We start from the raw sequence: 26,149 nt of genomic DNA on the forward strand, positions 1-26,149 counted from the left end.
GGTGAGCAAGGCGCTTGCGCTTTTCTTATTGAGGTGAACATCTTGCAATGAAGAAAACTCAGAATGTAACAATAAAAGGGACCAAGGACGGCCTGACTCTTCATCTGGACGACTCCTGTTCCTATGAGGACCTGAAAAAGGAGCTTGATAGAAAGCTCTCTGAAAGCGCCAGGACCAATGTTGACCGTCCTCTTATGTCTGTAAGGGTGCAGTCGGGAAACCGTTATCTTACAGCTGATCAGGAGGAAGAGCTGAAGGACTTGATCAGGACTAAGAAGAACTTTGTCGTTGATTCTGTCAGCTCAAATGTCCTGACTAAAGAAGAAGCTGACAGGGAAAAAAAAGAAAATGAGATTATGTCTGTGGCGAGGATCATCCGCTCAGGCCAGGTCCTTGAGGTTCCGGGCGATCTGCTCCTGATCGGGGATGTGAATCCCGGCGGCACTGTCATGGCGGGAGGAAGCATTTTCATCATGGGCAGCTTAAAGGGAATCGCCCATGCCGGCTGCTACGGAAACAGGCAGGCTGTCATTGCGGCAAGCATGATGAGGCCTTCCCAGCTCAGGATCAGCGACTGCATCAATCGGGCGCCTGATCACAGCAAAGATGAGGATATGAGGGAAATGGAATGTGCCTACATAGACGAAAATGAACAAATGATAGTTGATAGATTACAGGTTTTGATGCATCTCAGACCAAACTTAACGAGATTGGAAGGGGGACACTAGTGTGGGAGAAGCTATTGTAATTACTTCAGGCAAAGGCGGTGTCGGCAAAACGACCACATCCGCCAACATCGGTACGGCTTTGGCTTTGCAGGGCAAGCGCGTCTGTCTTGTCGATACAGATATCGGCCTGCGCAACCTGGATGTGGTAATGGGGCTTGAGAACCGCATCATCTATGATCTGGTGGATGTGATCGAAGGCCGCTGCAAGGTCCACCAGGCTCTTGTGAAGGACAAGCGCTTTGAAGATCTTCTTTATTTGCTGCCTGCTGCCCAGACAAGTGATAAAACCGCTGTAAATCCTGAACAGATGAAAAAGCTGGTAGAAGAGCTGAAGCAGGACTATGATTATATCATTATCGATTGTCCTGCAGGGATTGAACAGGGCTATAAGAATGCCGTTGCCGGAGCAGACAAGGCGATTGTCGTGACGACTCCGGAGGTTTCAGCCGTCCGTGATGCCGACAGGATCATCGGCCTGCTTGAAAAGGAAGAGAATGTCGAGGCTCCAAGGCTTGTCATCAACAGGATCCGCAGCCATATGATGAAGAATGGCGATATGCTGGATGTCGATGAAATCACCGCCCATCTATCCATCGACCTGATCGGGATCGTAGCCGATGACGACGAAGTCATCAAAGCATCCAACCACGGCGAACCGATCGCACTCAACCCGAACAGCAAAGCTTCCGTCGCATACCGCAACATCGCCCGCCGCATCCTCGGCGAAGCCGTTCCGCTCCAGCAGCTCGAACAAGAAAACACAGGCATGTTCACCAAACTGAAAAGATTCTTTGGTGTGAAATAGGCGAGGAAGCTAGCTTTGAATATAAAAATTATTAAGAGTTTTAATTTCCAATAGTCTATTTGCATGAAATCTTTTAACTTTGCAATTTGGTGCCAAAAAAGTTTAAAAACCCTGTTGATTGGAGTGCAAGGCACGAAGACTCCTGCGGGAAATAGCGGAAAAGTTGAGACCCCGCAGCGCGCAGCGGGAGGAGGCTCAACTCCGCCCCGCGGAAAGCGAAGTGCCTGGAACGCAAATCAACAGCCTCATACTAAGCGCAGCAAAAAATCTATTTTTTTACGATTGGTCTTCAGTCAAAAAAGCCGGTAATCTCCGGCTTTTTTTGTTTGCTTTTTTTAACTGTTCCAAATCGTTGATATTCTCCCAACCTCCCCACCTCTTTCTCCCCCAATATGTCATACTCCCCCCAAACCCCTCATAGACTTGTACAAATCAGTTTAGGGACAGGTGGGGAGATTATGCGTTCAAGAGCAGACGAAATACGCAAAAGAATTGAAAAGCGGAAAAAAGACCAGGAGCGGATGAATAAACAAATTCAGCACAGGCTTCCCTGGGCAGATGAAGAGGAAAAGCACGGGTTTGGAAAGCTGCCTTCCTATGAAGGCACCTCTCCCGAAGGAGAGCATCCCCTGTTTAAAAAAGAAGTATTCTTCTTTAAACTGCTGGCCTCTGCCTGCCTGGTGCTGGTCACCGCCATCCTTTTCAAAAATCCGTCGGCTGCCTTTGAGCCGGCCAAAAGCTTTGTGGCCAAAACAATGGAGACTGACTTTCAGTTTGCGGCTGTGTCGGAATGGTATGAAAAGCAGTTCGGGGAGCCTTTGGCACTGGTGCCTTTTACAGACTCAAAAAAGGAGCGGGACGAGTCAGCTCCTGCCCAGGAATATGCCCTCCCTGCCTCGGGCAAGATCCTTGAGGAATTCAATGAGACAGGCCAGAGGGTAACGATTGAAATTGCGATGGGTGCAAATGTGGAGTCAGTGGAAGAGGGCCTTGTTAAGTTTGCCAGCAATAAAGAAGGATTCGGGAAAACTGTCATTGTCCAGCATGCTGATAAAAGTGAAACATGGTATGGAAACTTGAGCGAAATCAAGGTCAATCTATACGATTATATCGGCAAAGGCGTCGCAGTGGGAACAGCCGCAGAAGTGCCGGAGAGCGGCAAGGGCTCTTTTTACTTTGCGCTAAAGCAAGGCGATGATTTTATCGATCCTATCCAGGTGATGCAATTTGATTAAATGGCTCGGTTTATTCCGGTATATCCACATTCATCCGCTGCTTTGGGCTGTCATCGGGCTGGCAGTGGCTACAGCCCGCTTTCAGGAGGTGATCATGCTCCTCCTGATCGTCTTTGTGCACGAAATGGGGCATGCATGGGCGGCAGCCCGCTTTTCATGGCGAATCAAAAGAATATCATTGCTTCCTTTTGGCGGGGTAGCCGAAATGGATGAGCACGGAAACAGGCCGCTGAAGGAAGAAGCGGCCGTTATTTTGGCCGGGCCTCTCCAGCATGTCTGGCTGATTGGCCTTTCCTATATTCTTTATAGGCTGTCAGTGCTGGACGGGGCACTGTTTGAGCTTTTTTTTCAATATAATATCATGATCCTGATCTTCAATCTCCTGCCTATCTGGCCGCTTGATGGCGGGAAGCTGCTGTTTTTATACCTCTCCCAAAAGAAGGCATTCCCTGATGCCCACAAACAGGCCTTAAGGATTTCACTTGCGGCGGCCATCATATTTGCTGCGGTTATGCTGCTGGCAGCACCCCTTAATCCAAATATCTGGATTGTGCTCGGCTTCCTGCTTTTTTCCCTGCATTTTGAATGGAAGCAGAGGCGATTTATTTTTATGCGATTCCTGCTGGAGCGTTATTATGGGAACCGGAATGAATTCAAAGTATTGAAGCCATTGATCGTCAAGGAGGATGAGATGGTTGTCGAGGTGCTTGAGCGCTTCCAGCGCGGCACAAAGCATCCAATCATCGTCGAAAAGGATGGGAAGGAGCATGCTGCACTTGATGAGAATGAGCTCCTCCATGCTTATTTTTCCGAAAAGCTTACCACAGCACGGATGGCTGATTTGCTTTATGCCTATTAAAGCTTGATAATAATAGACAAAGATTTTTAGATATAATAAAGCGGGGAATAAAGTTGAAAAAATTAGTCATCAATTATGCAACAAGGGAAAAACGCTATGCTGTGCTGAATGAATCGGGCAAGCCTGTAAAGCTGATCATCGACCAGCCCAAAAATCTGTCCGCAGTCGGCAGCATTTATCTCGGGACGGTCGCAAAGGTGCTGCCGGGGATGAATGCTGCTTTCGTTGAGATTGGCGAGGAGAAGAGCGGATTTCTGCACCGCGACAGGCTCGCATCCTATGTGCGTTCAACCGAAGACAAAGAGGTGAAAGACAGAAAATCAATCTCCTCTTATGTCCGTGAAGGTGAAAAGCTGCTTGTACAAGTTGAAAAAGATGCTGCCGGGACAAAAGGTCCCAGGCTTACCAATATCATAGAATTCCAGGGCGAGAAGCTGATCTATATGCCATCTGGCCGGTATGTGGCCGTTTCAAGGAAAATAGGGGATGAATCCGCACGGGAAGATTTGAGGACTCTCGGGATGAAGCTGAAGGAAGAAGAAGAAGGGCTCATTTTCCGTACTTCTGCTGAAGGAGCTTCATTAGAAGAGCTTCAAAAAGAACTGGACGGTCTTCGTGCTGAACACAGGGAGCTCGCTAAAGCGGCTGCTTCTGTAAAAAAGCCTGCAAAGCTTGCTGAAAAAGAAACCTTTCTGGAGGAAGCAGCAGCTGAGATGGCCAGGCTTGGAGCCGGAGAGGTGCTGGTTGACGACCTTGCTGTAAAGCAGAAACTGGAAAAAGCAGCTGCAGGGTCTGAAGTCCGTTTTTATAATAATAAGGAAAGCATCTTCTCTGCCTATAATCTTGACCAGGAAATCGATAAAGCGCTCAAAAGGATCGTCTGGCTTGATAACGGGGCTTATCTTATCTTTGACGAAGCAGAAGCACTGACTGTCATCGATGTGAATACAGGAAAATATTCCGGCCGGGAAAACCTGCGCGACACGGTTCTCAGGACCAATGAATGGGCAGCGGCAGAGGCTGCAAGGCAGATCAGGCTCAGGGACATCGGCGGCATGATCCTGATTGATTTCATTGATATGAAAGAGGAGAGGGACCGGCAGCATATTTCACGGGTGATGGAAAAAGAGCTCCGCAAAGATGAACGGAGGACGAGGATCGTAGGGTTCACCCCGCTTGGCATTTTGCAGATCACAAGGAAAAAGACGAGGGCGGCCCTTTCTGAATCACTCACCGTCAAGTGTGCGGCCTGTGAAGGGACCGGGCGGATGATCAGTGCTGAGACAGCGGCCTTCCGGCTTGAGCGGGAGCTTTGGGAGCATAGGGGGAGCGATTATGAGGCGGCTCTGGTCAGACTTTCATCAGATGTCCTGAACGTCTTTTCCGGCGAACAGGAGATCCACCGGAAAAGGCTGGAAGAAACATGCGGCCTCAGGCTGTTTTTTACTGCAGAAGACTCCAGGACTCCCTTTTATGAGATCCGCCAGCTGGGAAGCCTGAAGGATATTGAAGCAAAACATAAGAAGCAATAAAGCTCCCTGATGTAAAACTGGGATAATGTATTGACACACTCTTTGAATATATGATAGTATTCTTATGTTATGTTTGTAGCGCACCAAGCTACAACCGCTCAGAGCAGGTATTCAAGCTTTTGCTTTTTTTTGCAAAACGCCTGCAATTGGCGAGTCTTAGTCTATAAGGAGGTGCAGTTCATGTACGCTATTATCGAAACTGGTGGAAAGCAGATCAAAGTTGAAGAAGGCCAAGCTATCTTCATCGAAAAGCTGGACACTGTAGAAGGCGAAACAGTTACTTTTGACAAAGTTTTATTCGTAGGCGGCGACAATGTAAAGGTAGGAAGCCCTGTAGTTGAAGGCGCTACTGTAACGGCTAAAGTTGAAAAACAAGGCCGTGCAAAGAAGATCATTGTCTTCAAATACAAAGCGAAGAAAAACTATCGTAAAAAGCAAGGTCATCGTCAGCCGTTCACTAAAGTTGTAATCGAAAAGATCAACGCATAAGGTTTGGCTGTATGATCCATACGACGATTATTCGTACTGAAGCCGGCCGCGTCAGATCCTTTTCATTGAGCGGGCATGCCCTTTTTGCCAACCAGGGCAAAGATATCGTATGTGCAGGCGTTTCTGCAGTGTCCATCGGTGCCATCAACAGCATCATGGCGCTGACAGGAGTCGAGCCTGACATCGAACAGGGAGACAGCGGCTTTCTCCGATGCGATATCCCGCAGGACCTTCCTGAAGAGACGCAAGAGAAAGTCCAGCTTCTGCTGGAAGGCATGATTGTTTCATTGGAGACGATTGAGCGCGAGTATGGCAAGCACATAAAAATAACCTTCAAAAAATAGGAGGTGAAACAAATGCTAAGATTAGATCTTCAGTTTTTCGCTTCTAAAAAAGGAGTAGGTTCTACAAAGAACGGCCGTGACTCAATCTCTAAGCGCCTTGGCGCTAAGCGTGCAGACGGTCAATTCGTATCCGGCGGTTCTATTCTTTACCGTCAGCGCGGTACAAAGATCTACCCTGGAGTGAACGTTGGACGCGGAGGCGACGATACTCTTTTCGCGAAAGTGGACGGAGTTGTCAAGTTCGAGCGTGTAGGCCGTGACCGCAAGCAAGTGAGCGTTTATCCAGCTGCTCAAGAAGCTTAAGCTTACTACAGAAAACTCTAACCGACAGGTTAGAGTTTTCTTTTTTCCTTTATATGCGATTCCAGCTATAGGGCTGATGATCAAGCGTGGACCGCGGAAAGGGCATGGATCCCAAACGGGCTGCCGTGGCTTTTCCGCGGTTCGCCGGCTTGTGCCCGGCTGCCGGGAATTCTTAATTTTAAAAGGAAATTGCTTACTCCCATCTTCTTTTTTGATATACTATCAGCAGGCAATCTTATGACACTAATAATTGTGTAGGAGTGCATTTATGGAAAAAGATTGGAGCACAGTTGAGGTTTTGCGGCATGCACGCCATGACTGGATGAATAAAATACAATTAATTAAAGGAAATCTTTCCCTAAGCAAATATGACAGGGCCAAGGAAATCATCGATGAAATCGTTGTAGAAGCCCAGAATGAAGCAAAGCTTTCCAACTTGAATATTCCTCAATTTGCCTCCCTGCTGTTTACCTACAATTGGGAAAACCATTCGTTCCAGATTGATTATGAGGTGCTGGATGACGTCAAGTGCAGAAAACTGGATGACCAGTTCCTTGAGAGCTGGACAAGGTCTTTTTTTGCAAGGCTGGACGATTCGGTTAAACCCTTTCATGATAACCATTTATCGGTATTGATAGAGCCTCAGGAGGATGGAATCCGTTTGTTTTTTGATTTTAGCGGAATAATAACAGAGAGAGAATCGATCAGATCTTATCTGGGAGAGCAGCACCAGGCCATCAGGATGAAGATGGAGGAGCTGTCAGAGCAGGAGCTGGCCCTGGAAGTGTTTATGCCATTCAGCAGAGGATTGGAGTAGCAGTGTGCGCCCTGAAAGGGGATACGCTGCGAAAAGATGCCGCTGTGCCTTGCTTAGAACAAAGCAGATTTTTACTGCTGTAGATTCGCGGTTTTGTGTACATACAGCAGACAGGAGGAGTTTTTTAATATGTTTGTCGATCAAACCAAGATATATGTGAAAGGCGGCGACGGAGGCAACGGAATGGTTGCTTTCCGCCGTGAAAAGTACGTGCCAAAGGGCGGCCCTGCCGGCGGGGACGGAGGCAAGGGTGCAGATGTTGTTTTTGAGGTGGAAGAAGGTCTGCGGACTCTTATGGATTTCCGCTATAACCGCCATTTTAAAGCTTCCCGCGGGGAACATGGGATGTCCAAAAATCAGCATGGCAGAAATTCAAAGGATATGATCATCAAGGTCCCGCCGGGAACGGTTGTGACCGATGCGGATACAAAAGAGGTAATAGCTGATCTGACTGAGCATGGGCAAAGGGCCATCATCGCAAAAGGCGGACGCGGAGGGCGGGGCAATACCAGATTCGCTACTCCTGCCAACCCTGCGCCGGAGCTGTCAGAGCATGGCGAGCCTGGCCAGGAGCGTGAAGTAGTCCTTGAACTGAAGCTTCTCGCTGATGTAGGGCTAGTCGGCTTCCCGAGTGTCGGGAAATCCACCCTGCTTTCGGTTGTTTCTTCAGCAAGGCCGAAGATTGCTGAATACCATTTTACAACGATCGCCCCGAATTTAGGAATGGTTGAAACAGAAGATGGAAGAAGCTTTGTAATGGCAGATCTGCCTGGGCTGATCGAAGGGGCGCACTCAGGTGTCGGACTGGGGCATCAATTTCTCCGCCATATTGAAAGGACCCGTGTCATTGTCCATGTTATTGATATGGCAGCTGTGGAAGGCCGTGATCCGTATGAGGATTACCTGACAATCAATAAAGAGCTGAAAGAATATAATCTTCGACTGACAGAGCGTCCGCAGATCATTGTAGCCAATAAAATGGACATGCCGGAAGCTGAAGAAAATCTCAAGGAATTTAAAAACAGGCTGACTGATGATCATCCGATCTTCCCGATTTCCGCTTTTACAAGGCAGGGCCTCAGGGATCTGCTGTTTGCTGTTGCAGACAAGATCGAGGAAACGCCTGAATTCCCTCTCATGGAAGAAGAAGAGGATAACGGCATTAACCGGGTTGTCTACAAGCATGAAAAACCTCAAACTGAGTTTGTGATCACAAGGGATCCGGATGGAAGCTTCGTCCTTTCCGGCGATGCAGTCATCAAAGTGTTCAAGATGACTGATTTCTCGCGGGAAGAATCTGTCCGCCGTTTCGCGCGCCAGCTGAGGGGCATGGGCGTGGACGAGGCCCTGAGAGAACGCGGAGCCAAGGATGGCGACACGATCAAGCTGCTTGAGTTTGAATTCGAATTTGTTGAATAGGATATAAAGCCGCTGCGCCGGATCCATGATGGGCCGGCGCAGGCTTCATGGCTTTTTCAGGGATCAATATACATACATGTAAGTGGACACTGCTTTACGCGAAGGGGTGAAAGGAATGAGACAGGATAAGTCAGATAGGAAGTTTTATTTGGTCCGTGAAGATGTCCTTCCGGAAGCCATGAAAAAAACGCTTGAAGCGAAGGAAATGATTGATAGGGGGAAAGCAGAATCGGTGTGGGACGCAGTCCAGAAGGTCGACTTAAGCAGAAGTGCCTTTTATAAGTACCGGGATACGGTCTTTCCTTTCCATACAGTGATCAAAGAGCGGCTCATCACCCTGTTTTTCCATTTGGAGGACAGGTCAGGGACATTATCACAGCTCCTTGGGATTGTTGCATCCTCAGGCTGCAATGTTTTAACGATTCATCAGACCATCCCTCTGCAAAGCAGGGCGAATGTCACCATGTCTCTCAATACGAGCGGGATGGGAATTGAGATCGATGAGCTTTTGGCCAGGCTGAGAAAATTGGAATTTGTTGAAAAAGTAGAGGTGCTGGGATCAGGTGCATAGCCAATTCCCGGCTCCTTTTTTTTAAAATTGGGCATCCTTGTCAGCACGATTGTTCAGATTTATCCATTCCAAGCCATAAAAACTAAGGACATGCATAGTGTAAAGTGTTAAAGTATATAAAAAGGACTGTGGATCTGTTTGGGAGGAATATTGACTATGAAAGCAGGCTATCTTGGGCCAAAGGCTACATTCACTGACTTGGCAGTAAGAGCGATGTTTCCGGAGACGGAATCTGCCCCTTACCGCACGATTCCGGGCTGCATGGACGCAGTCTTGAATGGAGAAATTGATTTTGCTGTTGTTCCGATAGAAAATGCGCTTGAAGGGTCTGTCAATATTACACTGGATTATTTGGTTCATGAAGTGGATTTGCCGATCTGCGGGGAGATAACGGCTCCGATCAGCCAGCATCTGATGGTGCATCCTGAGCATGCACAAGAGTGGCAGGATACTGAAATCATTTACAGCCATTCTCATGCGATTGCGCAATGCCATAAATTCCTGCACCAGGATTTGAAGGGCATCCCTTCTGAAAATATGACCTCTACAGCTGCTGCCGCTCAATTTGTGAAAGAGAATCCGGAAATGAAGGCAGCCGCTATTGCCAATGAACTGGCTGCAGAGGAATATGGATTGGTTATTGTGAAGAGGGATATTCATGATTTTCAATATAACCACACCCGCTTTGTTGTTATTTCGAAAAATCCTGTCAAGCTTGATAGAACAAAGGCGCTGGGATATAAGACAACCGTTATGGCCACCTTGCCTTCAGACCGGGCTGGTGCACTTCATCAGGTTTTATCTGCATTTGCCTGGAGAAAGCTGAATTTGACCAAGATTGAGTCGAGGCCGATGAAAACGGGGCTTGGCAATTATTTTTTCATCATTGATATTGATATGGAAGCTGATGATATTCTGATACCCGGAGCGGTAGCAGAGCTGGAAGCGCTGGGCTGCGGAGTGAAAATACTTGGAAGCTATCCGTATTTCCAGATTGGCAGGAAAGCGAGAGATAAGGCGTCCAATGTGCATTAACAAACAAAAAAGAAAGGCCAGGCTTGCTGAAGCCTGGCTTTTTGTATATACATATCCGGCACTTATGGAAGGTCAACAAGGAAAGCTGCTTCCGCAAGTGCCTGTTCTGCTGCATCCAGAATCGCTTCTGAAGAAGCAGTGATTGTATGTAGGTGAAAGCCTCCGGTAAGCTCTGATAGGAAAGAAGCATTGGTTTTCCTGATTTTTTCCAGGAATTGTTTGACTTCCCGCCGGTTGGAAACCATGATGGATGCTGTCAGATCTCCATACACAGGATGCTCAATCTTTACATCCTTAACTGTTGCCCCATGGTCAACAAGCAGATTCAGCTCATCTTCTGTCTTGTCTGGAGAGTGGGAGCAGGCGACCGTCCGTTCAAACAGCTGGGCGGGCGGGACCTGCTGAAGATAGAGGTATCCCTGGCTTGTGGCAATGATCGGTTCATTCTTTGCCTTAAGAAGCGTGATATCGCCGACGATGACCTGCCTGCTTACATTCGCCTTTCTGGCCAGCTCGCTCCCTGTAACTGGCTCCTGGCGGGATTTCAGGAGATCAAGCAGCATAGTGCGCCGTTCATCCCCCAGCACTTTTTTCTGTCCGTTCATACAAAAACTCTCCTAACACCTTCTATAATGAACCAATTTTAACACAGCATTTTCCTGAAAGCGATCAATCAGCAGCAGGCTTGTGCCGGCTGTAATCCCTGACGATGCCCGCAATTGTGCAGCCAAGCTCGCTGATTTCCTCCAAGGCAGAATTCCGGCCAAAGGAAATCCGGATAAACTCTTTTGCTGCAGCATCCTCCATGCCCATCGCCTTCAGGGCCTTGGAAGGATTCTGCATCCCTGTCTGGCAGGCGCTTCCTGTTGATATCGCAAATCCTCTCCGATTGCATTCAAGCATCATCCATTGCCCTTCAATTCCCCTGATCCCAAGTCCGACCGTAGAGGCAAGCTGCTCCCCGGGTAAGTCGGAACCGTATACTGTAATGGGAAGGTCCGCCTCTTTCATCACTCCAAGAAATTCTTCTCTCTGCCTGGCAGCAAGCACCGAAAGGTCAGTCAGGGAACTGTATGCCTTTCCTGCTGCTTCTAACATAGCGGCTATCCCTGGGACATTCACTGTGCCGGGCCTGAAACCATCTTCGTGCGAACTGTCTGGATAGTATGGCTTCCAGGAAAGAGCAGGTCTGACGTATACAGCGCCAACCCCTTTGGGCCCGTAAAATTTGTGGGCAGAGATAGAAAGGCTGTCTGCATGATCAAGAATGCCGGCCAGATCCATTTTCCCGAAGGAGTGGACCATATCGCTGTGCAGCAGAATCTCATTCTTCCGGCAAAGAGCGCTTATTTCCATCAAAGGCTGGATGGTCCCGATTTCGGAATTGCAGTGCTGGATGACAGCCAGCACTGTATCTTCCCTTATAGCAGCTTCAAACTCGGAAATTCTGATTCTTCCTTTTTCATCAAAAGGCAGGAGAGTTATATCACAGCCTTCTTCCTCAAGCCGCCTGAGTGTACTGTGGACAGAAGAATGCTCTGCCTTGCCCGCTATGATGTGCTTTCCTTTCTTTTCCGCAGCAGAGAGCAGTGCATGGATGGCAAGGAAATTTCCCTCGCTTCCCCCGCTTGTAAAATAAATCCCTTCTTTTTCAGCCCCGAGCATGAGGGCAAGCTGGGCACGGCAGCTTTCGAGCAGGGAAGCTGCCCGGCTGCCGGTGTCATGCAGGCTGCCAGTATTGCCGAAATATTCACCTGATGCTTTCACATATACATTTGCCGCATCCAGATCTAATGGAGTCGTTGCAGCATAATCAAAATATTTCATCGTTAACCAGCTTCCAATCTATGAATGTTAAAAATCACTTGTCATAAGTTTAAATCTATGTAAATATAGGTGTCAAGACACCTGTAAAACAGGAGGAAGAAAAAATGGCAAATCGCACCGATGTGATCATCATTGGAAGCGGTGTGGCAGCTTTGCAATTGGCAAAGGAGCTCAGCCGTGATATGAATGTGATTATTTTCACAAAATCAAAGGTGACAGATAGCAATTCCTATATGGCCCAGGGCGGCATAGCGGCAGCTCTCGGCAGTCAGGACAGCCCTTCTCTCCACTTAAAAGATACATTGGAAGCGGGCCGCTGGCATAATGACGAAAGGGCAGCAAGGCTTATGACAGCAGCGGCTCCCGGATTAATCAATGAACTGCATGCATCAGGATGCCCTTTCGATAACGGTCCATCAGGGGAACTTCTCCTTGGAATGGAAGGGGCGCACCGCGAGAAACGGATTGTCCATGGGGGCGGTGACGCGACCGGACAAAAGCTTGTCGGGTTTTTAATGGGACAAAGAAATGAGAATATCAAAATCATTGAAAAGTTTTTTGTGTATGAGCTTCTGACAAATGACTCCGGCTGCTATGGGGTGAGGGGCATAGGTCAGGATGGGAAACGGTCTGAATATTACTCAGAACACATTGTACTGGCAACAGGGGGCTGCGGTCAGCTGTACAGTTTCACCTCCAACGCCGAAACTGTCACGGGGGATGGAATAGCTTTGGCCTACAGGGCCGGGGCAGAGGTTGCGGATATGGAATTCATTCAATTTCATCCAACATTATTATCAATTGGCGGCAAAGGCGCTGGCCTGATATCTGAAGCTGTACGGGGTGAAGGGGCAAGGCTTGTCACAGCAGATGGCCGTGCCATCATGGAGGACGTCCACCCTATGAAGGATCTGGCTCCGCGCCATATCGTGTCGCAAACCATTTTCGAGTATATAAACAGCGGAACTGAGATTTTTCTTGATATTGCCTCTATCGGGAATTTCGCTGCCCGGTTCCCGACGATAACGGAGATGTGCAGGAAAAACGGGATATCCTTGAAGCGGGGGCTGCTGCCGGTAATTCCCGGCAGCCACTTCCTGATGGGCGGGATTAGGACCGATCTGGACGGCAGAACCTCAGTCGATGGCCTTTATGCCATAGGGGAGGCTGCTTGTACAGGTGTCCATGGGGCGAACCGGCTGGCGAGCAATTCTTTGCTCGAAGGGCTCTATTTTGGAAGGCAGCTTGCCCGGTATATCTTATCCAGTCCGATGCAGCGCAATCAGCCGGGTTCCAGGAGTATAGAGAAAGCGGAATCCCGTCCTTCGCTATGCCTGCCCCCTATCAAGGAAATAAAAGAGCGTATGATGCAGAATGCCGGGATCGTCCGCACCGCCTCCGGCCTTCTTTCACAAAGGGAATGGCTGCAGGGATATGGGACGGAAAAGTGGGTCAGTGCCTCGCTTGAAGGGTATCGTCAGGAGGAGGTAAAGGTTATCTTTATGCTCATTGCCTCCTGGCTCATCACGGAAGCGGCCTTAAGAAGGACCGAAAGCCGCGGGGGGCATTTCCGAAGCGACTTTCCATTTGAGGATGACCAGAAATGGCTGAGAGTACAGATAATCCAGCAGAAAGATCAAAAAGAAGAGGATGGGGAGAATGAACAGAATAAAGCTGCGGCTGCTACTTGAGCAATTTTTTCTCGAGGACATCGGGGACCGGGATGTGAGCAGTGAATTGATATTTGGTGAAGAAGAGCAGGGGGAGATCGTATTTTTGGCCAAGGAAGATGGCATTTTTTGCGGAGCCGATATCCTTTTGACAGGCTTCCCTTTACTGGACAGCACTATTTCGGTTGATTTGATCGCGGGAGACGGCGGACAGATAAGGGCCGGCCAGACTCTTGCAAGGGTGAGCGGGCCGGTTCACAGCCTCCTGAAAGGGGAGCGTGTCATTCTTAATCTGCTGCAGCGGATGAGCGGGATCGCGACAAGCACAAATAAGGCCGTACAGTTAATGGCCGGAAGCCGCACAAGGATCACGGATACAAGAAAAACGACCCCTGGTTTGAGGATGCTGGAGAAATATGCAGTCCGTACAGGAGGGGGCTTTAACCACCGATATGGTTTGTATGATGCTGTCATGATCAAGGATAATCATATTTCCTTTGCAGGCGGCATTTCAAATGCAGTTGAGGCGGTCAGGTCAAAACTTGGGCATATGGTGAAAATAGAGGTTGAAACAGAAACGAAGGATCAGGTGCTCGAGGCGGTCGAAGCAAAGGCAGATGTTATCATGTTTGATAACCGGTCACCCGAAGAAATCCGCGAATGGCTGCCGCTCGTTCCGGAAGAAATCACAACAGAGGCATCAGGCGGGATTACGATGGAGACACTTGCCGCTTATGGGGAAACAAATGTAGATTATATTTCGCTCGGTTTTCTCACGCATTCTGTCAAGTCGCTGGATATCAGTGTGAAAGTCAAAATGCTTCAGGAGGTAAAAGGATGAATATTTTTGAGATAGCGGAGCAAGGGGCAAAGATGCTTCCGGAAAAATATAAAACGATGTCAACGGAAGAGCTTGAGGAAAGAGTACGGGCTGTAAAAAGCAGGCTTGGAAAGAAGCTCTTCATCCCCGGACACCATTATCAGAAAGATGAAGTCATCCAATTTGCCGACTCTACTGGAGATTCGCTTAAGCTTGCCCAGTTGTCTGCTGAGAACAAAGAAGCAGAGCATATTGTATTTTGCGGGGTCCATTTCATGGCGGAAACAGCAGATATCCTGACCGCAGAAAGTCAAAAAGTGTATCTGCCAGATATGAGGGCCGGCTGTTCCATGGCTGATATGGCCGATATCCGCCAGACTGAGAAAGCCTGGAGCCGGCTGTCTGCCATGTTCGGCGATACAATGCTGCCTCTGACTTATGTGAATTCAACAGCTACGATCAAGGCGTTTACTGGTGCACATGGAGGAGCCACCGTTACCTCGTCGAATGCAGAAGAAATGGTTGAGTGGGCGTTTACGCAAAAAGAAAGGCTGCTTTTTCTGCCTGATCAGCATCTTGGGAGAAATACAGCCTTCAATCTGGCTATCCCGCTCGACAGAATGGCCGTCTGGAATCCAATCTCTGAAGTTCTTGAATACGAAGGCGATCTGGAGGAAGTGAAGGTTATCCTGTGGAAAGGGCACTGCTCTGTCCACGAAAACTTTACCATGGCAAACATCGAGCAGGTCAGGGCAGACTATCCTGACATGAAAATCATCGTGCATCCTGAATGCCGGAGAGAGGTAGTCGAACGGTCTGACTTTGCCGGATCAACCAATTACATCATCCAGGCAATCGAAAAGTCTGCTCCGGGGACCCAGTGGGCGATCGGGACCGAAATGAATCTTGTAAATAGAATCATCCAATCCCATCCGGACAAAAAGATCATCTCCCTCAACCCGAATATGTGCCCATGTCTGACCATGAACAGAATCGACCTTCCGCATCTGGCCTGGTCACTCGAGATGGCAGCGGAAGGGAATGGCGTGAACAGGATCACAGTGCCGGAGCCTGATGCTTCCAATGCGAGGCTTGCCCTTGAGAGGATGCTTGCACGGTCCTGATCCTTTTGAAAAAATTAAACAAATAAATATCAGAGCTTTTCAGCAGTCCCTTTTCTTCTGTGTTATATGGCAAGCCTGCCAGTCATATCATTGAAGACGAAGGGACTGTTTTATTTTTTTATAGAAGCAGTATGGCACCGCTGCGTGGCCTGAGGAGGAAAGTTTATCCGGAACCGCATATGTTTTTTTAATAATGATTAGCAATTTGCCCATTCCGTCATACAATGTATGGACTTATGCATAGGAGGGATATCAGAGTGAAGATCCATATCGTACAGAAAGGGGATACTCTTTGGAAGATCGCCAAGAAGTACGGCGTGAACTTTGAAGAGCTGAAGAAGATGAATTCGCAGCTCAGCAACCCTGATATGATTATGCCCGGGATGAAGATAAAAGTTCCTACAGCAGGGGGAAGTATAAAGAAAGAAGCCCCGATGGGAATGTCTCCTGAAGCAAAAATCAATATGGGCGCGAAGAAGGAAATGCCAAAAGCAGAGCATCCTTTTGCAAAAGAAAAGCCAATCGAGGCTGTGGAAGCGCCGCAGCCAAAGAAAGAAGCACCAAAGCCGCAGGTGACGGCTCCAAAGATGGAACAGCCGAAAGCGCCTTTCGTTCCAAAAATGCCGCAGCCGATCATTCCGGATATTGATATCAACAATTACTATATGATGAACATGCCAGCCCCTAAGCCGCAGCCAAAGCCGCAGCCAAAGCCGAAGGCCATGCCGAAACAGGAATACAAGCCGAAGCCGATAGAAGAGCCGGCAGCCCAGATGCCGATCACCATGCCAAAGCAGCAGCCGCAGCTGCCGCCGAAGCCGATGAATATTCTTCCCGGCATTAAGCCGATTGGTGAAGAAAGCCCTGAAATGGAAAGTCCAGAAACAGCGCAGATGCCGCTGCAAGGAGGTTATAAACAGCCTATGTACCCTTATCAGCCAAACTATTATCAAGGATCTCCGGTGAACCCGGGGCATGGTTATCAGCAGCCTGGCCAATATCCGCAGGTTCAGGGGGCTTCCATGCCATATCAGCAGCAGATGCCATATCAGCAGCAGATGCCGTACCAGCATGGCATGATGCCTGGAATGGAAGGTGCCGGCCAGATGCACCACCAATATGAAGAATCTTCATCCTTTATGCCTATGAGCAACACTAATCCGATGTATGCCCAGCCGACAGGTGTTATGGGAATATCAGATCAGCAGCAGCTGCCATTGTCTCCTATGTCCCAGCAGCAGCTTCCGCTCCAGCCGACCCAGACGATGCCTGCCATGCAGCAGCAATATCCATTTCCTCCATACCCAGCCTGCCTTCACCCGGTTTCACCGGTAATGCCTGGCCCTGGCTACGGTGCCTGTGAACCGGGGATGCCATACGGATATCCTCAGCAGCCTATGGTACAGGGAGCAATGGAGGAATATGAGTCACCTTCTATGGCCCAGATGCCATTAATGCCTTCGCAAAGCCAAATGCCGATCATGCCTTCTGAAGCCCAGATGCCGCTCATGCCTCAGCAGGGCGTCCAGGGGATGTCTGATGACTGCGGATGCGGCTCAGGCATGCCGCAGATGATGCCGGGCATGCACTATGGAATGCAGCAAGGAATGCAGCAGGGAATGCACCATATGGGGATGGGCATGCCGCAAATGGGGTATGGAGCCCCATACCAGCCTCAGTATGGACAGCAGATGGGCTATGGCCAATCGCCATTCATGGGACAGCCGCAGGGTTATGGCCCGATGGGCGGCCAGGCATTCGGAATGCCGCGCTTTGACGATGAAAGCTATGAATTTAATGGTTAAAAGCTGGGGAGACGATTCTTATTGCAATCGTCTCCTCTCCTATTTGCGCCAAACCCTCCCTTTTCCTGTTAAGAAACTCTCACCGGTCAGAAACAATGTCATGCTGATTGATGCCGGGCAGGACATGTATGTGGTGAAAGGGTATTCCTCTTATCAGCGCCTTAAAATCCAGGAGGCCTTCACCTCTTCCCTCAAAAAAGAAGGTTTTGATTCTGCCTGCAGCTTTGAAACAGTGTCTTCCGCCCAGCCGCTTTATGATGGGAGGTATTATTATGGAGTCATGAAGTACATTGTCCCGGGTGCCTCTTTTTCTTATCATAATGAAGCTGACCGCAGCGCCGGGCTTGACCTGTTACGCCAGTACCACCATACAGCAGCGAAGGTGGCCGGACGCTACGATCGTGTCCTGCCCCGTTTCAGCCAAATTGAAAAATGGCGTGAAAGGGCAGCGCTGTTTTTGAGCAATCAGCCAGTGGTTAAATTTTTCGTCCAGAAAGAATTGATTGAAGAGCTGATGGGCTGGGCGGATTGGTCCCTGAAAGGTATGGAGCGGGAAAAGGCATTTTTCGAAGCCGATAATGAAACAGTTCTTCATGGGGATGTAGCCCACCATAATTTTCTGAGAGATGAAACCGGTAAGGTTTATTTGATCGACTTTGATTTAATCAGCATTGGCGCAGTTTGTATGGACTACCTTCAATATGCCAACCGGATCCTGCCGTTTATCGGCTGGTCTGCCGAAGCGCTGGCGGAGTATGATGTTTTATCTCCGTACCTTGGGAAAAAGGGATTTATTTATGCTCTGGCGTTTCCCTCAGACATTTTTCGGGAATGGAACAGATTAGTCAGAGAAGGGACATACAACGATCCTTATAAAACAAGGCAGCTGCTCGACATGACAGCAGGGCAGTTTACCGAAAGGAAACTTTTTATCAAAGAGCTGATGGAGCTTGAGAAAAAACTCCCCGATTAGCTGGACAAAACTTTCAGGATGAAATCGAACCTTCGCCGGTAAGCTATTAAGGAGCCTAGCTCAAAATTGGCGAAGGGGGTCAGCCGCTTGAACCAAAAATTTCTGGCAGTACCATTTGCGGCATTATTAAGTCTTGGCCTGGCAGGCTGCGCTATGGGAGGAAACGGCGGAGATGCAGCTTCTGAAGCGGGACACCGCACAGAGTCGCTGGGAGCCGGCATGGACCGGGATAAGAATCCATCCAGTCCGCTTGCAGGGTATGACAAGAATTTTTATCAGCATGATAATCGCTTCAGCCACAGTGATGCCAATTATCACGGGCATCTGGATGATAATACAAAGGAAGCAAAAAGATCCTATTATACGGCTTACGAAGGGCAGCTTGCGGAAAAGATAGGCGATGAAACGGCAGCTGTCCGCAATGTGGAAGATGTCCGGTCTGTCGTTTACGGAAGCGATGTGCTGATTGCCGTCGATCTGTCCGACTACAGCAGGGAAGAGCAGACAAAGCGGGACATACAGCAGGCTGTGTCCCCTTATCTGCGGGGGAGGTCCTGTACAGTGGTTACGGATGAAGGCACCTTCAGCCGCATCCGCAATATAGACAATGACCTGCGGGATGGCGGGCCAAGAGAGCAGATCGACCTGGACATGAAGGATATGTTCCATTCGCTCAGGCACAGGCTCAATGGCGAGGGCCGCTGATAATTGGAAAAGCAAAGCTGCGGCTTTGCTTTTTCAATACATAGATAAAGGCAAAAAGGGAGGACAAGGAGTTGAAAAAAGAGAATAAGCAGGAAAAAATACTGGTCGTTATTTTATTCACCGTCGCTTTCCTTTTAATGTTATCCATGCTGAGAAGGCTGTTTTTCTAAAATTCATGCACCTGTATACCCCTAAAAAAATTGGCATATTTAATGTGAAGCTGGAAACAATAGAAATAAAGTTTTGGAATCCAAACCAGGGGTGATCTGTTATGAGAACCAATCCAATCCGGCTGCTTGCCTCATTTCTCCTGATAGCTGTATGGTTTGCAGTAATTGCAGGTACAGAAACAGGAATCCCGGTGCAGGCATCTGAAAGCGGCCCGCTCGAGCTTTCAGTCATACTGGAGAGAGTGTATCTCGACGGGGAAATGAGCGAAGAGGAAATTCAGGAAACCGTCTGGTCCCTGGAGGATTTCTGGTCCAAGTATGACGAGTGGCAGCTGGTCGAAATGGATGAGGGCCAAATGGTTTTCCGGCAGCAGGTGGACGACATTTCACCTTTATTAAAATCGAACGGGTATTTTGGATTGACGGATGAAGGCATCTTGACCATCTATAACGGCAGGCCGGACAAAAGCCGCATTATCCAGTCTTTTTTTCAGATTGATATAAGGAAGCTTGAAAGCAAGAAAAGGGAACAGCTTGAAAAGGGCATCCCAATCATGACGAAGAACAGATATGCTGAGGTCCTGGAGGCTTTTCAGTCCTATTCAATAAGCGGAAGCGGCCAGTAGCATAAGCAGAGTATAAAATAAGCCCTGGTCCAATTGGCCAGGGCCGGCTTTATTACTTTTCATAGCCTGTTACTATATAATTTTTGTCTTTCATTTCCACTGTATACACTGCATTTTCAGCAGTTGTCACAGTGGCTTTGTCTGCATCGCCTTCAATCTTGACGTCTTCCTGTGTTGTATCAAGGAATGAAGGATTGAAGAACGGCTCAGTATTGACAATCATCTTGCCATCTTCAGATTTCTGGTCTGTAGCATAGTGTGCATACATTTCTTTTGCCAGATCCTCGCTGTAGTATTTTGAAAGGAATGCGGATGCAGAGCTTTCATCAGCAAAGCTTGAGTTGATGACGATCGTTTCTTCATCAGCAGCTGTTTCTTTGTTGAATACCTCGTTTACCTTCAGTTCTGCAATGCGGACGCTATTATAGATTTTTGATTTAGCAGCCTCATTCAGTTCAGCTGTCTTTTCTTCAGCAGCTTTTTCCTCTTTGCCCTCATCTTCATTTGAAGAGCAGCCTGCAACGGCAAATAATAGTGTGAAAATTGCTAAAAGAGATAATAGTTTCTTCAATTCACTGACCCCCAGTCATTTTTTAAACCTCTCCCATTATATAGAAATAACGCTGAAAATTGCAACTTTTTTCTTCGGCAAATCTTTGTAGTATGATAGAATGAGGTACAGAAAATTTGGGGAGCGAGACATTTGTTTGAATATATAAAAGGCACGGTCGAATTTATCGGCCCTGAGTACATAGTGATTGAAAATAATGGGATAGGCTATCAAATTGCCACACCAAACCCGTTCAGCTACTCAAATAAGCAGGGAGGGGAAATCCGGATTTTCACCTATCATTATGTAAGGGAAGATATTTTCGCCCTATACGGCTTCCATTCCCGCGAGGAGAAAATGCTGTTTACAAAGCTTCTGAACGTTTCCGGCATCGGGCCAAAAGGAGCCCTTGCAATTCTTGCTTCCGGAGAGCCGGCTCAGGTCGTCCAGGCGATTGAGGATGAAGATGAAGCGTTTCTGGTCAAATTCCCGGGCGTTGGCAAAAAAACAGCGCGCCAGATGATCCTTGATCTGAAAGGCAAGCTGCAGGATGCCATTCCTGACTTCTTTCCCAATCTGTTCAATCCTGATGCGGCCAAGCCTGCTGCCACAGGAAGCGCAGCTCTTCTTGAGGAAGCCATCCTGGCACTCAGGGCGCTTGGCTATTCCGAAAAAGAGGTCAAGCGCATCAAACCGGCATTGGAAAAAGAGAAGCTTACAACAGATGAATATATTAAAAAAGGCTTGCAGCTGCTGCTTAAGTAGGACGGAGTTCTTCTTTTGCAGTGCTCGGCAGCCAAGGGGTGAATACAGCTTATGGAAGATCGGATCATTTCCGGTGAAGCGGACCTTCAGGATGTCTCCTTTGAACAGAGCCTGAGGCCGCAGACGCTGAGGCAATATATCGGGCAGGATAAAGTGAAGGAAAACCTGGAGGTCTTCATCCAGGCTGCGCGGATCCGCGGAGAGACTTTGGATCATGTCCTGCTTTACGGCCCCCCGGGGCTCGGAAAAACGACGCTGGCCGCAATCATAGCCAATGAGATGGGGGTCAATCTCAGGACAACCGCCGGCCCTGCCATTGAAAGGCCTGGGGATCTTGCCGCCATACTGACTGCGCTGGAGCCGGGCGATGTTCTTTTCATCGATGAAATCCACCGGCTGCCGCGTTCGATAGAAGAGGTGCTCTACCCGGCGATGGAGGATTTCTGCCTTGATATCGTCATCGGCAAAGGTCCGAGTGCGCGGTCTGTGAGGCTCGACCTCCCCCCATTCACTCTGGTGGGGGCAACGACAAGGGCGGGTTCAGTTTCAGCGCCGCTCAGAGACAGATTTGGTGTCCTCTGCCGCCTTGAGTATTATAATGAGGGTCAGCTCAAAAATATTGTGTCAAGGACGGCCGATGTGCTTGAAACGGGCATAGACGATCTGGCGGCTTCTGAAATTGCCAGGAGATCCCGGGGGACGCCGCGGATCGCCAACCGCCTTCTGAGGCGGGTGAGGGACTTTGCCCAGGTAAAGGGAGACGGCAGCATTGATGCAGTTCTTGCCCATGATTCTCTCGAGCTTTTGCAGGTCGACCGTTTAGGCCTTGATCATATTGACCATAAATTATTAAGAGGAATCATAGAGAAATTCCGCGGCGGACCTGTCGGGCTTGAGACGATAGCCGCTACAATCGGGGAAGAGTCCCATACAATTGAAGATGTATATGAACCGTACCTGCTTCAGATCGGCTTTTTGCAAAGGACCCCAAGGGGGAGGATAGTGACGCATCTTGTCTACCATCACCTTAACCTTGAGCTGCCAGAGGCTTGAAGCTGTTACTGGTAAAATAAAATTGAGTTAAAAAAACAGATAGGGTGAAACACCATGAAAGTAGAAATGTTTGATTTTCATTTGCCTGAGGAGCTGATTGCCCAGACTCCTTTAGAAGATAGAACGAGCAGCCGGCTGATGGTGCTCAACAAGGAAAACGGAGCACTGCAGCATGAAACATTTAAAAATCTGCCCGAATATTTGAATCCGGGTGACTGCCTTGTGCTCAATGATACGAGAGTGCTGCCTGCAAGGCTGTTTGGCGCCAAGGAAGGAACCGGCGCGAAAATTGAAGTCCTGCTGCTGAAACAGCAGGAAGGCGATGTGTGGGAAACGCTCATTAAACCGGCAAAAAGGGTAAAGGAAGGAACTAGGATCGAGTTCGGGGACGGCCTTCTGTCAGCAGTCTGCACTGGTACGGAAGAGCAGGGGGGAAGACTGCTGAAATTCGATTATGAAGGCATTTTTTATGAAGTGCTGGAACAGCTTGGAGAGATGCCCCTTCCGCCTTATATCAAAGAGCAGTTAGATGACCGCGAACGGTATCAGACTGTGTACGCAAAAGAAAGGGGATCAGCTGCCGCACCGACCGCCGGGCTTCATTTTACCGAAGAACTGCTGGATGAAATCAGGGAAAAAGGTGTGCATATCGCCTTTATTACCCTGCATGTAGGGCTTGGGACCTTCAGGCCAGTCAGTGTCGAGGATATTCAGGAGCATAGTATGCATGCCGAGTACTATCAGGTCACTGAAGGAACCGCAAGGCTGTTGAATGAGGTCAGGGAAAACGGAGGCAGGATCATCACTGTCGGCACCACCTCAACACGTACACTTGAAACAATCGCAGACGCCAATGAAGGCAGGTTCGAGCCTGGAAGCGGATGGACGAGCATTTTCATCTACCCAGGCTATGAGTTCAAGGCGATTGACGGGATGGTCACCAATTTCCATCTGCCCAAGTCGACGCTGATCATGCTGATCAGTGCACTGGCAGGCCGGGAAAATGTGCTGAACGCCTATAATGAAGCTGTGAAGGAGCGCTACCGCTTTTTCAGCTTTGGAGACGCCATGCTGATCATCTAGCATGGAAACGGAAGGAGAACGAATAACTTGACAGCAATACGGTATGAATTGATAAAAACATGCAAACAGACAGGTGCGCGGCTGGGCCGGGTGCACACCCCGCACGGATCATTTGAAACGCCTGTCTTTATGCCAGTAGGAACACTGGCCACAGTTAAGACAATGTCGCCGGAAGAAGTCGCAGGCATGGGTGCCGGGATCATCCTCAGCAATACCTATCACCTTTGGCTTCGCCCGGGGCACGATATCATCAAGGAAGCAGGCGGCCTCCATAAATTTATGAATTGGGATGGCAGCATCCTGACAGACAGCGGGGGCTTCCAGGTATTCAGCCTCAGCCAATTCAGAAAGATTGAAGAAGAAGGAGTCCACTTCCGGAACCACCTGAATGGAGACAAACTGTTCCTTTCACCGGAAAAAGCGATGGAAATCCAGAACGCACTCGGCTCTGACATCATGATGGCTTTTGATGAATGCCCTCCTTATCCGGCTACATACGAGTATATGAAGAAATCAGTTGAGCGGACATCACGCTGGGCAGAGCGCTGCCTGAATGCCCATGAACGCCCGAATGACCAGGGTCTCTTTGGGATCGTCCAGGGAGGAGAATACGAAGAATTGAGGAAGCAGAGCGCACGTGACCTTGTATCGCTTGACTTCCCGGGCTACGCAGTCGGCGGCCTCTCTGTCGGCGAGCCAAAGGACGTTATGAACAGGGCGCTGGAGTTTACGACGCCGCTTCTTCCTGCGGATAAGCCGCGTTATCTGATGGGGGTCGGATCTCCGGATTCTTTGATTGATGGCAGCATCAGGGGCATCGACATGTTCGACTGCGTCCTTCCGACGCGGATTGCCCGCAACGGGACACTGATGACCAGCAATGGGCGCCTTGTCGTTAAAAATGCCAAATTTGCCCGCGATTTTGGCCCGATTGATGAAAATTGCGACTGCTATACTTGCCGTAATTACAGCAGGGCCTATATCCGCCACCTGATTAAATCTGACGAAACATTCGGCATACGACTTACAACTTACCATAACCTTTATTTTCTGGTAAACTTAATGGAACAGGTTAGACAAGCAATCCGCGAAGATCGCCTGGGTGATTTTAGAGAAGAATTTTTCGAACGTTACGGTTTCAATAAACCGGATGCGAAAAATTTCTGATACATGAAAGGGGTGAAAAAAAGGAATGGATATTTTAGGTACATTAGGACCATTATTACTGATGTTCATCTTATTTTATTTCCTGCTTATCCGTCCGCAGCAAAAGCGCCAGAAATCTGTGCAGCAGATGCAGTCGGATTTGAAAAAGGGAGATAAGATTGTAACGATTGGCGGCCTCCATGGCATTGTCGATGCCATCGATGAAGATAAGATCGTCATCAAATGCGGTGACGGCAGCAGACTTACATATGATCGTGCAGCGATCAGGGAAGTACGGGCAGCAGCCGAAACAACATTGGCGAAATCATAATAAAAAAAGAAGCAGGCACATTGTGCTGCTTCTTTTTTTATTGCCTTTGTCAACTATAGCGTTTCGGTTTGGGCTTTTATGCTGCCCTTGATTTTGATGACATGTTAACCCCCAGGATCCCGCCCATCATACAGACCAGCAGGAAACAGGTATGATAAATCGTCTGTTCAGCGGAAAACAGGCTGTCATGCCCGAGATATTGGAACAGGAAAATGATCAGTGTATAGATGGCGCCAGTCAGTCCCCCGAGCAGCCATCCTTTCTGCTTTCCTTTTCCCCCGGAAATAAAGCCGCCGGCAAACAGTGAAATAAAAGCCAGGATTTCTGCGGGAAGCTTTATGGATGACTCGTCCATTGAAGTGAATTTCAAGAGCAGCGAGAACACCAGGCTGCTGGCAATCGCAATGATAAAGATGCTCCCTATCCCGTATAGCACCGCACTCCCCATATGTTTGGATTCTTCCATTCATTTCCTCTCCCTTCAAACGATAAATCCTAGTACAAGCATATTCGCAGCAGCATCCTTTTAGAATTAAATTTTGAGCATGAGGGCTGGCTTTTTCCTCCTGGATGGAAGAGTGTGTTAAGCATCTGAGCCATATGGAAAAAGCTTTCTTAATGACAGTCCTGGACGTGAAGCATACTAATGTTGGAATGTAATGAAGAGGAGGAGGCAGTTTTGGCAGAATATTTAATAATCATTGCGAGGACACTTTTATTGTATGGGGTCATCCTCCTGATTTTTCGGCTCATGGGCAAAAGGGAAATTGGCGAACTGAGCGTGCTGGATTTAGTGGTATATATCATGATTGCCGAAATGGCAGTGGTTGCGATTGAAAATCCTGACAGCAGCCTGGTGAAAAATATACTTCCTATGATGCTTCTGATGGTTATACAAATCGTTCTGGCCATCCTTTCTCTCAAAAGCAAAAAATTCAGGGACATTGTGGACGGAAAGCCTTCCATTATCATCAATCAGGGGAAAATCGATGAAAATACGATGAGGAAGCAGCGCTATAATTTCGATGATCTCCTCACTCAGCTGAGGGATAAAGATATCAAAAATATCGCGGACGTCGAATTTGCAATCCTGGAGCCTTCAGGCAAGCTGTCTGTGTTCGAAAAAGATAATAGGAAAGGCAGCGACATTGATCATCCTCTTATCATAGACGGAAACTTACAGGAAGCAAATCTCGCGTCGCTCCATAAATCGCGCCAGTGGCTGACAGAGCAGCTGAAGAAAAAAGGCTATGATGAGATCAGGCAGATTTCCTTTTGCAGCTATTCCAATGGAAATCTTTATATTGATCCCATCGATGAAAAATAGATGGACAAAAAAATGGCGTTCAGGACGCCATTTTTAT

At 48.5% G+C, this 26,149-nt stretch carries 29 protein-coding genes and 1 other annotated feature; of the genes, 25 read left to right on the forward strand and 4 right to left on the reverse strand.

Annotated features, from left to right (window positions below):
• Nucleotides 1–47 precede the first annotated feature (47 nt).
• The 12 genes from minC (at nucleotide 48) to pheA (ending at nucleotide 10,137) form a co-directional block, all read left to right on the forward strand.
• Nucleotides 48–728 carry a septum site-determining protein MinC gene (gene minC / locus LCM00_RS05485; protein WP_224898686.1) on the forward strand — a complete coding sequence of 227 codons (681 nt, stop codon included), beginning with the start codon at nucleotides 48–50 and terminating at the stop codon, nucleotides 726–728.
• Nucleotide 729: 1 nt separating this feature from the next.
• Entirely contained in the window at nucleotides 730–1,533 is an 804-nt protein-coding gene (gene minD / locus LCM00_RS05490) for a septum site-determining protein MinD (RefSeq protein WP_224898691.1), read from the forward strand.
• A 458-nt stretch (nucleotides 1,534–1,991) separates the two neighbouring features.
• Nucleotides 1,992–2,768, forward strand: coding sequence for a M23 family metallopeptidase (locus tag LCM00_RS05495; RefSeq protein ID WP_263623278.1), 777 nt, complete (start codon nucleotides 1,992–1,994; stop codon nucleotides 2,766–2,768).
• Entirely contained in the window at nucleotides 2,761–3,627 is an 867-nt protein-coding gene (locus tag LCM00_RS05500; RefSeq protein WP_224898694.1) for a M50 family metallopeptidase, read from the forward strand. Before LCM00_RS05495 ends, LCM00_RS05500 begins: the two co-directional genes overlap by 8 nt.
• A 53-nt stretch (nucleotides 3,628–3,680) precedes the next feature.
• Nucleotides 3,681–5,159: an Rne/Rng family ribonuclease gene (locus LCM00_RS05505; protein WP_224898697.1), complete on the forward strand. Its 1,479-nt coding sequence runs from the start codon at nucleotides 3,681–3,683 to the stop codon at nucleotides 5,157–5,159.
• Nucleotides 5,160–5,241: 82 nt separating this feature from the next.
• Nucleotides 5,242–5,326 (forward strand) — a sequence feature (ribosomal protein L21 leader region).
• Between the two features lie 13 nt (nucleotides 5,327–5,339).
• Entirely contained in the window at nucleotides 5,340–5,648 is a 309-nt protein-coding gene (gene rplU / locus LCM00_RS05510; RefSeq protein ID WP_009796103.1) for a 50S ribosomal protein L21, read from the forward strand.
• A gap of 11 nt (nucleotides 5,649–5,659) precedes the next feature.
• The gene (locus LCM00_RS05515; RefSeq protein ID WP_224898700.1) at nucleotides 5,660–5,992 is read left to right on the forward strand and encodes a ribosomal-processing cysteine protease Prp; all 333 of its coding nucleotides are present in this window, start codon (nucleotides 5,660–5,662) and stop codon (nucleotides 5,990–5,992) included.
• A gap of 12 nt (nucleotides 5,993–6,004) precedes the next feature.
• Complete coding sequence (rpmA, locus tag LCM00_RS05520) at nucleotides 6,005–6,295, forward strand: 50S ribosomal protein L27 (RefSeq protein WP_009796105.1); 291 nt, start codon at nucleotides 6,005–6,007, stop codon at nucleotides 6,293–6,295.
• Between the two features lie 268 nt (nucleotides 6,296–6,563).
• On the forward strand, nucleotides 6,564–7,112 hold the full coding sequence (locus LCM00_RS05525; RefSeq protein WP_148973660.1) for a sporulation initiation phosphotransferase B: 549 nt from the start codon (nucleotides 6,564–6,566) through the stop codon (nucleotides 7,110–7,112).
• Between the two features lie 129 nt (nucleotides 7,113–7,241).
• The gene (gene obgE, locus LCM00_RS05530) at nucleotides 7,242–8,531 is read left to right on the forward strand and encodes a GTPase ObgE (protein WP_224898703.1); all 1,290 of its coding nucleotides are present in this window, start codon (nucleotides 7,242–7,244) and stop codon (nucleotides 8,529–8,531) included.
• Between the two features lie 115 nt (nucleotides 8,532–8,646).
• The gene (locus LCM00_RS05535; protein WP_035403585.1) at nucleotides 8,647–9,102 is read left to right on the forward strand and encodes an ACT domain-containing protein; all 456 of its coding nucleotides are present in this window, start codon (nucleotides 8,647–8,649) and stop codon (nucleotides 9,100–9,102) included.
• 156 nt (nucleotides 9,103–9,258) lie between these two features.
• Nucleotides 9,259–10,137, forward strand: a complete 879-nt coding sequence (gene pheA, locus LCM00_RS05540; protein ID WP_224898706.1) for a prephenate dehydratase — start codon at nucleotides 9,259–9,261, stop codon at nucleotides 10,135–10,137.
• A gap of 62 nt (nucleotides 10,138–10,199) precedes the next feature.
• Here the strand turns inward: pheA and LCM00_RS05545 are convergent, their stop codons facing one another.
• Both LCM00_RS05545 and LCM00_RS05550 read right to left on the reverse strand, forming a co-directional pair.
• On the reverse strand, nucleotides 10,200–10,742 hold the full coding sequence (locus LCM00_RS05545) for a transcription repressor NadR (RefSeq protein WP_224898709.1): 543 nt from the start codon (nucleotides 10,740–10,742) through the stop codon (nucleotides 10,200–10,202).
• Nucleotides 10,743–10,806: 64 nt separating this feature from the next.
• Nucleotides 10,807–11,964 (reverse strand): IscS subfamily cysteine desulfurase, encoded by a 1,158-nt coding sequence (locus LCM00_RS05550; RefSeq protein ID WP_224898711.1) that lies wholly within the window; start codon nucleotides 11,962–11,964, stop codon nucleotides 10,807–10,809.
• Between the two features lie 104 nt (nucleotides 11,965–12,068).
• On the opposite strand from LCM00_RS05550, the gene nadB reads away from it, so the two are divergent.
• From nadB to LCM00_RS05585, 7 genes are all read left to right on the forward strand, one after another.
• Complete coding sequence (gene nadB / locus LCM00_RS05555) at nucleotides 12,069–13,655, forward strand: L-aspartate oxidase (protein ID WP_224898714.1); 1,587 nt, start codon at nucleotides 12,069–12,071, stop codon at nucleotides 13,653–13,655.
• Nucleotides 13,624–14,475 (forward strand): carboxylating nicotinate-nucleotide diphosphorylase, encoded by an 852-nt coding sequence (gene nadC / locus LCM00_RS05560; RefSeq protein WP_224898717.1) that lies wholly within the window; start codon nucleotides 13,624–13,626, stop codon nucleotides 14,473–14,475. Before nadB ends, nadC begins: the two co-directional genes overlap by 32 nt.
• Nucleotides 14,472–15,578, forward strand: a complete 1,107-nt coding sequence (nadA, locus tag LCM00_RS05565) for a quinolinate synthase NadA (protein ID WP_224898720.1) — start codon at nucleotides 14,472–14,474, stop codon at nucleotides 15,576–15,578. Before nadC ends, nadA begins: the two co-directional genes overlap by 4 nt.
• Nucleotides 15,579–15,835: 257 nt before the next feature.
• Nucleotides 15,836–17,383 (forward strand): SafA/ExsA family spore coat assembly protein, encoded by a 1,548-nt coding sequence (safA, locus tag LCM00_RS05570; RefSeq protein WP_224898723.1) that lies wholly within the window; start codon nucleotides 15,836–15,838, stop codon nucleotides 17,381–17,383.
• Nucleotides 17,313–18,356 carry a phosphotransferase gene (locus LCM00_RS05575; protein WP_224898725.1) on the forward strand — a complete coding sequence of 348 codons (1,044 nt, stop codon included), beginning with the start codon at nucleotides 17,313–17,315 and terminating at the stop codon, nucleotides 18,354–18,356. Before safA ends, LCM00_RS05575 begins: the two co-directional genes overlap by 71 nt.
• 87 nt (nucleotides 18,357–18,443) lie before the next feature.
• The gene (locus LCM00_RS05580) at nucleotides 18,444–19,061 is read left to right on the forward strand and encodes a YhcN/YlaJ family sporulation lipoprotein (RefSeq protein WP_224898727.1); all 618 of its coding nucleotides are present in this window, start codon (nucleotides 18,444–18,446) and stop codon (nucleotides 19,059–19,061) included.
• A gap of 271 nt (nucleotides 19,062–19,332) precedes the next feature.
• Nucleotides 19,333–19,857 (forward strand): intercompartmental signaling factor BofC, encoded by a 525-nt coding sequence (locus LCM00_RS05585; protein WP_224898729.1) that lies wholly within the window; start codon nucleotides 19,333–19,335, stop codon nucleotides 19,855–19,857.
• A 52-nt stretch (nucleotides 19,858–19,909) separates the two neighbouring features.
• On the opposite strand, the gene LCM00_RS05590 is transcribed toward LCM00_RS05585, so the two are convergent.
• The gene (locus LCM00_RS05590; protein WP_224898731.1) at nucleotides 19,910–20,428 is read right to left on the reverse strand and encodes a YgdI/YgdR family lipoprotein; all 519 of its coding nucleotides are present in this window, start codon (nucleotides 20,426–20,428) and stop codon (nucleotides 19,910–19,912) included.
• Between the two features lie 132 nt (nucleotides 20,429–20,560).
• Between LCM00_RS05590 and ruvA the strand changes: the two genes are divergently transcribed.
• From ruvA to yajC, 5 genes are read left to right on the forward strand one after another with little or no spacing between them, the layout of a single operon-like run.
• Nucleotides 20,561–21,172, forward strand: coding sequence for a Holliday junction branch migration protein RuvA (gene ruvA, locus LCM00_RS05595; protein WP_224898733.1), 612 nt, complete (start codon nucleotides 20,561–20,563; stop codon nucleotides 21,170–21,172).
• Between the two features lie 51 nt (nucleotides 21,173–21,223).
• Nucleotides 21,224–22,225 carry a Holliday junction branch migration DNA helicase RuvB gene (gene ruvB, locus LCM00_RS05600; protein ID WP_224898736.1) on the forward strand — a complete coding sequence of 334 codons (1,002 nt, stop codon included), beginning with the start codon at nucleotides 21,224–21,226 and terminating at the stop codon, nucleotides 22,223–22,225.
• 54 nt (nucleotides 22,226–22,279) lie between these two features.
• Nucleotides 22,280–23,308 (forward strand): tRNA preQ1(34) S-adenosylmethionine ribosyltransferase-isomerase QueA, encoded by a 1,029-nt coding sequence (gene queA, locus LCM00_RS05605; RefSeq protein ID WP_224898739.1) that lies wholly within the window; start codon nucleotides 22,280–22,282, stop codon nucleotides 23,306–23,308.
• A 27-nt stretch (nucleotides 23,309–23,335) separates the two neighbouring features.
• On the forward strand, nucleotides 23,336–24,475 hold the full coding sequence (gene tgt, locus LCM00_RS05610) for a tRNA guanosine(34) transglycosylase Tgt (RefSeq protein WP_224898742.1): 1,140 nt from the start codon (nucleotides 23,336–23,338) through the stop codon (nucleotides 24,473–24,475).
• A 25-nt stretch (nucleotides 24,476–24,500) separates the two neighbouring features.
• Nucleotides 24,501–24,785: a preprotein translocase subunit YajC gene (gene yajC, locus LCM00_RS05615; protein ID WP_022544225.1), complete on the forward strand. Its 285-nt coding sequence runs from the start codon at nucleotides 24,501–24,503 to the stop codon at nucleotides 24,783–24,785.
• Nucleotides 24,786–24,861: 76 nt separating this feature from the next.
• Here the strand turns inward: yajC and LCM00_RS05620 are convergent, their stop codons facing one another.
• Entirely contained in the window at nucleotides 24,862–25,251 is a 390-nt protein-coding gene (locus tag LCM00_RS05620; RefSeq protein ID WP_224898745.1) for a TIGR04086 family membrane protein, read from the reverse strand.
• A 213-nt stretch (nucleotides 25,252–25,464) separates the two neighbouring features.
• Between LCM00_RS05620 and LCM00_RS05625 the strand changes: the two genes are divergently transcribed.
• Entirely contained in the window at nucleotides 25,465–26,112 is a 648-nt protein-coding gene (locus tag LCM00_RS05625; RefSeq protein WP_224898748.1) for a DUF421 domain-containing protein, read from the forward strand.
• Nucleotides 26,113–26,149: the final 37 nt, after the last annotated feature.

This window comes from Bacillus infantis, assembly GCF_020171945.1.
GTDB classification, from domain to species: Bacteria; Bacillota; Bacilli; order Bacillales; family Cytobacillaceae; genus Bacillus_AB; species Bacillus_AB infantis_A.